6 protein-coding genes are annotated in these 6,765 nt (G+C 29.5%); all 6 read right to left on the bottom strand.

All coding sequences use genetic code 11. From position 1 onward, the window contains the following. Positions 1-44: 44 nt before the first annotated feature. The 6 genes from BN350_RS05940 to BN350_RS05915 all read right to left on the bottom strand — a co-directional run bounded on the left by BN350_RS05940 (position 45) and on the right by BN350_RS05915 (position 6,764). A complete protein-coding gene (locus BN350_RS05940; protein WP_028042767.1) occupies positions 45-1,196 on the bottom strand; it encodes a phosphoglycerate dehydrogenase in 1,152 nt (383 codons plus the stop codon). Between the two features lie 9 nt (positions 1,197-1,205). Further along, positions 1,206-2,291 carry a 3-phosphoserine/phosphohydroxythreonine transaminase gene (serC, locus tag BN350_RS05935; protein WP_028042766.1) on the bottom strand — a complete coding sequence of 362 codons (1,086 nt, stop codon included), beginning with the start codon at positions 2,289-2,291 and terminating at the stop codon, positions 1,206-1,208. Between the two features lie 594 nt (positions 2,292-2,885). Beyond that, on the bottom strand, positions 2,886-3,092 hold the full coding sequence (locus BN350_RS05930; RefSeq protein WP_147573532.1) for a hypothetical protein: 207 nt from the start codon (positions 3,090-3,092) through the stop codon (positions 2,886-2,888). Between the two features lie 429 nt (positions 3,093-3,521). Next, the gene (locus BN350_RS05925) at positions 3,522-4,355 is read right to left on the bottom strand and encodes a GGDEF domain-containing protein (protein ID WP_028042764.1); all 834 of its coding nucleotides are present in this window, start codon (positions 4,353-4,355) and stop codon (positions 3,522-3,524) included. 171 nt (positions 4,356-4,526) lie between these two features. Further along, positions 4,527-5,129 carry a recombinase family protein gene (locus BN350_RS05920; protein WP_028042763.1) on the bottom strand — a complete coding sequence of 201 codons (603 nt, stop codon included), beginning with the start codon at positions 5,127-5,129 and terminating at the stop codon, positions 4,527-4,529. 159 nt (positions 5,130-5,288) lie between these two features. Further along, positions 5,289-6,764 carry a glycoside hydrolase family 1 protein gene (locus tag BN350_RS05915; protein ID WP_028042762.1) on the bottom strand — a complete coding sequence of 492 codons (1,476 nt, stop codon included), beginning with the start codon at positions 6,762-6,764 and terminating at the stop codon, positions 5,289-5,291. Between the last annotated feature and the right edge of the window lies 1 nt (position 6,765).

Genomic DNA, 6,765 nt, shown 5'->3' with positions numbered 1-6,765 from the left:
AATTAAAAAAGATATAACAACTTAAGTTGCTATATCTTTTATATTTATCCTATAACTCTAACTTTGACAACGTTCTCTAATGCCTCAAAATCATCAATGCCTACAACGTCATTTGTTTCAATGATTGTATAGGCATAGTCACCTTTTGCTTTATTAACCATATTTTCAATATTAATTTCTTGATTAGCTAAAAGAGTGGCAAATTGTGCGAGCATGTTTGGTACATTCTTATGAATCAAACAAATACGATATTTTGTAGTACGTGGTTCATTAATAGTTGGGAAGTTAACTGAATTCACAATATTACCACTTTCTAGATAATCCTTTATCTCTTTTACTGCCATACGAGCACAATTGTCTTCTGATTCTGGAGTAGAAGCACCTAAATGTGGTATGACAATCACATTTTCTTGATCAATAATATCTGGTGTAGCAAAATCTGTAATATATTTTTCAATTTTACCTGCTTTAACTGCTTCAAGTACATCTTGTGAATTCACAAGATCTGCTCTTGCAAAGTTTAAAATACGTACACCATCTTTCATTAATGCAATATTTTCTTTATTGATAATCCCCTTTGTTTCTTTAGTACTTGGTGCATGTAATGTAATATAATCACATTCACTAAAAATTGTTTCCATGTTTTGAGCATTTTTCACCCACTTACTCATACCCCATGCTGCATTGACTGAAATATATGGATCAAACCCATAAACTTCCATTCCTAATTTAATCGCAGCATTTGCAACATTAACTCCAATTGCACCTAATCCTATAACCCCTAATTTTTTACCTTCTATTTCAGGTCCTACAAATTGGCTTTTCCCCTTTTCTACCAATTTAGCAGCATCTTCATTCCCTTTTAAAGATTTGACCCAATCTATTCCTTCTACAACCTTACGTGATGATAAGAAAAGTCCACATAATACTAATTCCTTGACTGCATTTGCATTTGCTCCTGGTGTATTAAATACAACGATTCCCTCTTCACTGCATTTATCTAATGGTATATTATTGACACCAGCTCCAGCTCTTGCTATAGCTTTTAAATTTGGATTTAATGGGTATTCATGTAAAGAAGCAGAACGAACTAAAATTCCATCTTCATCATCCATTTCTTCTCCGACTTGGTATTTTCCCTCAAATAAATCAAGTCCTACTGGAGAAATCTTATTTAATAGTTTTATTTTATTCATAATACTCTCCTACTTATTTTCTTTTTCAAATTTTTTCATAAATTCTAATAATGTTTCTACACCTTCTAATGACATTGCATTATAAATAGATGCACGGATTCCTCCAACTGAACGATGTCCTTTTAAATTAGACATTCCTGCAGCAATTGATTCTTTAACAAATTTAGCATCTAAATCTGGATTTGGACAAGTAAATGTGACATTCATAATTGAACGATTATCAGCATCACTATGTGCTTGGTAGAAATCAGATTGATCTAAGTAATCATATAATAATTGTGCTTTTTCAATATTTTTCTTTTGCATCACTTCTAATCCACCCATTGAATCAATCCATTCAAGTACCAATCCTAAAACATAGATAGAAAATGTAGGTGGTGTATTGTACATAGAGTCATTACCCGCAATTGTATCATATTCCATCAATACTGGAATATTCTCTTTATGTTCAGTAATTAAATCTTCTCTCACAATCACAACACCCAACCCAGCAATTCCCATGTTCTTTTGAGCACCAGCATAAATCATTCCATAATCTGCTACATTAATTGGTTTAGATAAAATATTTGATGACATATCTACAACAATTGGAACTCCTTTTGTTTCAGGTACATATTTCCATTCTGTTCCATAAATAGTGTTATTAGCACATAAATGAACATATGATGTATCTTCTCTTAAATCTAATTCATCTTGTGTTGGTATATGTTTAAACTTATTGTCACTTCCATCATAAGCAATATGCACATCACCGAATTTCTTAGCTTCTTGTGCTGCTTTCTTTGAGAAAGCACCAGTAATAATATAATCTGCTTTACCATTTTTCATTAAGTTTAATGGTATTGTAGAGAACTGTTGTGTTGCTCCACCTTGAATAAATAAGATTTTATAGTTATCAGGTATATTTAATACCTTTTTTAATAATGCTTTTGTTTCATTAAAGATTTCAAGATAGGACGATGATCGATGACTCATTTCCATAACGCTCATTCCACTATCTTTATAATTTAACATTTGAGCAGCTACTTCTTCTAATACTGATACAGGTAATGTTGATGGACCTGCAGAAAAATTGTAAACTCTTTTTTGTGTCATACTTGACGTCCTCCTTTATAATGTTGTTGCTATTATATTTGATAAAAACAAATTTGTCCAGTGATTTTATTAAAAAATACAAATTTTATTATTTTTTATATCAAATTGTATACAATACTTTATAATATATGTATAATTCAAAAAATTAGAACTATTATAAGCAAAAAGAGGTTTCATTAATAATTAAAATGAAAACCTCGATATATTATATCACTGAGTTGTACTAACAACTTAAATATTTATACGCTCATTATTTGTTTTTTAAACTCTTCATAACTTATACTTGTAAATATCAACTTATGTATTTTATCTAACTGTGACGATACACATTCATCTAACCAATCTAAATTATAAACTCATATTTAGTATATACTACACCTTTAAGTGTCCTCATCTTTCCCTCTCTATGTCCTACTTTTTTTTGAATCACTGAGTCTTTGTTCAATGACTCTTCTATCTCGTTCTATACTGCAATACATCATAAATTCCTCTGCGTTGAAATATTCCTCATAAATTGATATAATATCTTTTTTTTAGTTTCGTTTTTGCTTTCTTCTTATGATTCTCTTCATTTAAAAACATCAAAAACGGCTCCTATATATTCTGAAATCTCACATCCATTTTCATTTCCTCTAATCTTTGTATCTGTAATATATGAAATTCCAACAATCCTCTATCCAGCATCACTTGATAATCATGTTCAAAGTTCTTAATTGGTGTACCTATATAAATAATGAATTGCCTTACCTTCTTCACATCTTCATTTTTTTGTTGATCCATTTGTTTTAATACTAAATTCATAGCATATAACTGAAACCAAACCAATTCTTCTTCATTGATATAACCATTTTGTATTTCAAAATCATAATATCTTTATCAATCATCTTCCACAACAACATCTAAAATCATTTTAGAGCTTTCTTGATTATGCCTATACACATCACAATATGTAATTTCTATGAAATATACATATAAAGTCTTTTTCTAAAATATTCACTACGATGCATAAGATAATGAAACCTCTTTCTTAATACTTTCCTCTTCTAACATACGTATATATCCTTTCTCTCAATTTTATGGTCCCTTACTATATATACACATTAATTTCTCATTTTTCTTTTTTATTTCAATATTTTCAATGTAATTATACAACACGCACCAAATATATACAGCAAGCAATTTATCAGATAATAAAACACAATTTTCATTGTGTTTTTCAATACTATAACCTTATTTTTCATAAAACCCATAAAATCTCTTATGATATTTCTTTGTTTCATACATAGCTTTATCCGCTTTATCAAAGAGTTCTGTATAATCATTTCCATCTAATGGATATCTAGAAATACCAATACTTATTGAAACCAGCAAACAATCTAAATATCCTTTTTTTAATCCATGCATAAAATCTTCAATCTTTTTTTCAATCAACAAACAATCATCTATCTCTTCAATAAACACAACAAACTCATCTCCACCAACTCTTCCTAAAATATCTTTATCGAAAGATTTCTTTAATTGACTTGAAAACCAAACTAGAATATCATCTCCATATATATGACCATATTGATCATTAATCTTTTTAAATCCATCAATATCCATCATTAAAAGCATTCCTTTTTTACATTCTTTTAGTTGTTCACTTATTCTTAGTTCCACAGCATGTTTATTAAAAACTCCTGTCAAACTATCATTTTCTGCTTTTACCATAAAATATTGTATCTGTTTATATAAATAATCAACATTCATAATCTTACCTATAATATAACTTTGTTCATCTTTTAAAATATAATCATATTGAATTGTACACCAAATATCTTTATCAGAAATATCTAATAATCTTAAATTAATTTCACCCTTTTGATATTGTTGTTGATTCTCAAAAATTGATTCTATTTGGCTTTGCTCATAATAATAAGCTGATACTGGTATTTTATTCTCATTGACTTTAAAAAATAAATGAACAGAAGGATAATATATCATTTCATAAGTAAAACAATCATATTGAAATAGTGCTATATCATTAAAACTATTCAATAACTGCTCGCAAGATATATAATTCATTACATTTCCTCCTTGTTACAGATTGTAGACATTTTGTAACAAGAGATGTATACTTAAATTTAAGAAGAAATAACATAGAAATAGTCCCTAATTAAAACATATGTTATAAATTTTATTTTTTTATATTCTGTGACTTATATTCTACAATTTGTGACAATACAAAAAAGAATTCTATATATACTTTATCTCTTTCACTCTCCTTAAAAAGGTCTGATAAGACATACCAAGATGACTAGCGGCTTGCCTTGATGAAATATCTCCCTGATACCATAGTTTTGCATAATAACTAAAATTATCGGGCACTTTTTTTCTTTGCGGTCCAAATTTTACACCTTTTGCTTTAGCAGCAGCGATTCCTTCTGCTTGTCTTTGATGAATGAACTCTCTTTCTGTTTGTGCAACATAACTCAATAACTGTAAAACAATATCAGAAATAAGAACCCCCATTAAATCCCGTTCTTTTCTTGTATCTAACAATGGCATGTCTAAAACAACTATACTGACATGCTTTTCTTTTGTTAATATTCTCCATTGTTCAATAATTTCATCATAATTCCTACCTAACCTATCAATACTTTTAATAACAAGTGTATCCCCTGTTGTCAATTGACTCATAAGTTTTTGATATTGCGGTCTATTAAAATCTTTCCCAGACTGTTTTTCAATAATCATATGTGATTCAAGAACACCAAATGACTCCATTGCTAGAACTTGTCGATCTTCGTTTTGATCTTTGCATGATACACGAATATATCCATAGACTTCTCCTTTCATCATTACCTCCTTCTATATATTCATTGTATCCAAAAAATTAGGCTATAATAGTCTGATTCTTTATTTCTTATAATTCCATAGAACAAAAAAGACAATAATCATTAAAGATTTGATTGTCCTTTTACTATGTCAAAAATAAGAGAGTTCATTAAACTATATTTAAAGCGCTTCACCATTAGATTGAATAACATTTTTATACCAATAATAAGAATCTTTCTTTAACCTTTTACCAGTTCCCCTTCCTTCATCATCTCTATCCACATAAATAAATCCATATCGCTTAGACATTTGACCTGTACTTGCACTGACAAGATCTATACACCCCCACATTGTATAGCCGATTAAATCAACACCATGATCTATTGCTACTTTACATTCATGAAGATGATCCTGTAAATATTGAATACGATAATCATCATGAATAGAACCATCTGGCTCAACTTTATCAACTGCTCCTAAACCATTTTCCGTTATCATCATTGGTATATGATAACGATCATATATAACTTCTAAATAATAACGTAAGCCTTTAGGGTCATATGACCATCCCCATTCAGAATATTTCAAATAAGGATTTCTTGCTCCATTGGAAAAATTCCCTTGTACGATATCATCAACTTCATGAGTCGTCACAATATTTGTCATATAATAAGAAAATGTATAGAAATCAACTACGCCATCTTTGAAATCTATAAAATCCTGTTCTTCAGTATTTAAATTGATTTCATATTCATCCCATAATCTTTTAGAAAATGGTGAATATTCACCAAAACACTGTACATCTCCTGTATAATATATCCCCTTTTCCCAACGATATCTCGTTTCCAATATATCATTAGGATCACAACTTCCAGGGTAGTTTGGAATTCCACAAATCATTGATCCTACTTTATTCTCTGGATCAATTTGATGCGCCAGTTTCACAGTTCTTGCATTTGCCACTAACATATTATGTATCATTTGAAAACTTTGTTTATGACTTTCTTTTGTTGAGATATTTCCAAACATATCTAACATCAGTAAATAATCATTCATTTCATTAAATGGTAACCAATATTGAACAAGTCCTTTGAACTCAATTAAACACGTTCTTGCTAATTTCATATAAAAATCAATTAATTTTCGATTTTCCCATCCTTGATAAGACTCTTCGAGATACAAAGGTAAATCTCCATGAAAAATAGTTACCAATGGTTCTATATTATATTTATTTAATTCTCTAAAAACTTCTTTATAAAATTCAATGCCTTTTTGATTTGGCTCTTCCTCTATTCCAGTAGGATAAATTCTTGACCAAGAAATAGACATTCTAAACATTTTAAACCCCATATCTGCAAACATCGCAATGTCTTCTTTAAAATGATGATAAAAATCAATAGCTTCATGACTTGGATAAAAATATTCATCAAGAATAGCTTGGTGTGCTCCTTTAGGGAGAGACATTCCTAAACTTGATGGAACGGTTCCTTGTTGACCATCATTATCTATAAAAGTGACTTCTCTTCTTTTAACAAATGACCCAGCTGTTTTACAGTCACAAGTTGCTAAACCTCTACCATCTATATTGTATGCTCCTTCAATCTGAGTAGCTGAAGTCGCACCACCCCAGAAAAAATTGTTTGGAAATTTATTCATA

The sequence above is a fragment of the Candidatus Stoquefichus massiliensis AP9 genome, from assembly GCF_000455285.1.
Lineage (GTDB): Bacteria > Bacillota_I > Bacilli_A > Erysipelotrichales > Coprobacillaceae > Stoquefichus > Stoquefichus massiliensis.
This window is presented reverse-complemented; position numbering and strand designations above follow the sequence as displayed.

What these genes read in the sequence shown, in the direction of transcription:
- BN350_RS05930 (WP_147573532.1), bottom strand. Translation starts at nt 3,092, where the DNA reads ATGAATTTAGTATTAAAACAAATGGATCAACAAAAAAATGAAGATGTG.
- serC (WP_028042766.1), bottom strand. Translation starts at nt 2,291, where the DNA reads ATGACACAAAAAAGAGTTTACAATTTTTCTGCAGGTCCATCAACATTA.
- BN350_RS05915 (WP_028042762.1), bottom strand. Translation starts at nt 6,764, where the DNA reads ATGAATAAATTTCCAAACAATTTTTTCTGGGGTGGTGCGACTTCAGCT.
- BN350_RS05940 (WP_028042767.1), bottom strand. Translation starts at nt 1,196, where the DNA reads ATGAATAAAATAAAACTATTAAATAAGATTTCTCCAGTAGGACTTGAT.
- BN350_RS05920 (WP_028042763.1), bottom strand. Translation starts at nt 5,129, where the DNA reads ATGAAAGGAGAAGTCTATGGATATATTCGTGTATCATGCAAAGATCAA.
- BN350_RS05925 (WP_028042764.1), bottom strand. Translation starts at nt 4,355, where the DNA reads ATGAATTATATATCTTGCGAGCAGTTATTGAATAGTTTTAATGATATA.